This is a genomic window from Vibrio sp. V19_P1S1T109 (genome assembly GCF_002241375.1).
Lineage (GTDB): Bacteria > Pseudomonadota > Gammaproteobacteria > Enterobacterales > Vibrionaceae > Vibrio > Vibrio anguillarum.
Genome location: NZ_NDIM01000110.1, coordinates 1 through 2,041, shown reverse-complemented (window position 1 = coordinate 2,041; position 2,041 = coordinate 1). Strand labels below are relative to the sequence as shown.

At 41.3% G+C, this 2,041-nt stretch carries 2 protein-coding genes; one reads left to right on the top strand and one right to left on the bottom strand.

The annotated features are described in order from the left end of the window. Positions 1-248: hypothetical protein (locus tag B9J87_RS17820; protein WP_217898078.1), on the top strand; the 248-nt coding region annotated here is incomplete at its 5' end. A gap of 191 nt (positions 249-439) precedes the next feature. Here the strand turns inward: B9J87_RS17820 and B9J87_RS05235 are convergent. Continuing rightward, positions 440-1,378, bottom strand: a complete 939-nt coding sequence (locus B9J87_RS05235; protein ID WP_088733289.1) for a hypothetical protein — start codon at positions 1,376-1,378, stop codon at positions 440-442. Positions 1,379-2,041: the final 663 nt, after the last annotated feature.

Sequence of the window (2,041 nt, the reverse complement as noted above, 5' to 3'; positions counted from 1 at the left end):
CGAAACGCACTTGGCAAAGAAGAAATAACAGGGAAACTGACGAACTTCTAAGACTTCAATTTACAAAGAATCCTTTCGAAGAAGCCAACAACCAAGTGCGCAAAACCCATTTAGGCGCGAAAGAGCTTCAAAACCAAAGAAGCCACACCAAAGAAATAAACAAACACACCACCTCCCGTAAACAGACTTCGGTTAGTTCAAGCACTTCACGAACAGTGCCACTGGCGAGATACATGGAAAAGTGCTGACTTTCAGGTGCAAAGCTAGAGCCTCAGACTAAGAAAAATAAGCGCTTAATTTTATGGTTTCTCTTAACCTCAGCTAACGCCCGCTTAAGGGGCAGACAACGCTACTACCAAGCTTCCGCACAACACCGTAATCACAAAAACCAACGCATAATAAAAATGCCGCGCGTTGGTTGTCCCTCTTGAAGCGTTTGTTATGTTGACTTTTTGAGCTCATCAAATAAGTCTAAATACCTAATTTCAAGGTAATCTAAGCTGTCTACATCAAAGTTAATATAGTTAGGCCCTTGACCATGAGGCTTAGAGTATAAAAAGACGAATGCTCGCTTATCTTTTGACTCTGAAATTTTAGCCAGTCTCTTAGTCACAAGGTTATTAACTGGATAGGCTTCAATCTGCTCCGCGGATATGAAAAATGAAGGCCTAATATAGTTGCTGCCGTGCTGCATTTCATTTTGAAAGACAATGCGATAAGTATTTTTGTCCGGCATATGGTTAATATACGCAACTCCCCAATAAATACGCTTTTCTCCGCGAAGAGCCTCTATTGGTTGGTTGTAAACACCTTTGAACAACTCTCTATAGCTAATGTCCTTTCCACTGATATTTACATAGTGTTCTGACAGCGTTTCATCTTTTCTGTGACGAATGTACTTAGTTACTAAAGATCTGACAGCATAGAAATCTGAGCCAGATTGAAGCTCATGCTCTCCTTGAACATGGGGACGTCGTGAATTGATTGCTCGCTTTTTGCTTTTATCACGTTCACCTTTTTTCTTTTTGGCAAATTGATTAGGCGGTCTATGTAGATTAAATGTGTCTGACTTTTGGTCACTTTTTACAACTTTAGATGCACTAGGCTCATATTTTGAACCAGCACTAACTTTCGGTTTTTTACCTATGCTCGCATCACACTCTGACGAGTGGTTATAGCCACGAAAGTGTGGTGATTGCTGCATATCTTGCTTTTCAGCATCCATGTTCACACAGGTAACTTTTGCTTCACAAAACTCACTTGGACATTCAAACGCGGATTTACTAGAAATCACCCCTGCCCAATAAAGATCATAGGCAAGCTCCGCATCAATAATGTCATCATATTCATAGCTATAAGCTTCTTCTAACGATGCCAATTAAATTCTCCTTACGCCATGAGGCAACATAACGCCCGGCTAAGGGGTTGACAACGCATAGCCGAACTCAAAAAACACACTGTAAACACTGAATTTCAATTTTGCACTAAAGTCGCCACGCGTTGGCAATCCCTCTTGAGCCGTTTGTTATGCAAATTCAATGAGATAAACTGAATTTACACGACCAAAATCCACAATTGCAATGGTTGAGTGATTCAAGAACCACCCCAAACAAGAACTGTGATAAATGAGCCGCCAAAACAAAGTCCACCGTTCAACAACAAACCAAGCTTTTGAATGAGACAAACTCAACAAGCAAGACTTTCAGCAAGTACAAAATGCTCGATAAACTTGCCCTTTCCACACTTTGCGGCCACAAGATTCACAACACGCCAACGCTAAAACTGATTGAGGCAAACAAAGAACCTTGCCTGTTTTACGGTTTGAGTGAACCACGAATCTGAGGATAAAAGTGCTCATTTGCCGACAACACAAAATGAATGGCCGGAGAAATCTAAAAAGATTGAACCCCTAAATTTCCCTGAGTTGCATAACGCCCGGCTAAGGGGTTGACAACGCATAACCGAACTCAAAAAACACACTGTAAACACTGAACTTCAATTTTGCACTAAAGTCGCCATGCGTTGACAATCCCTCTTGAGC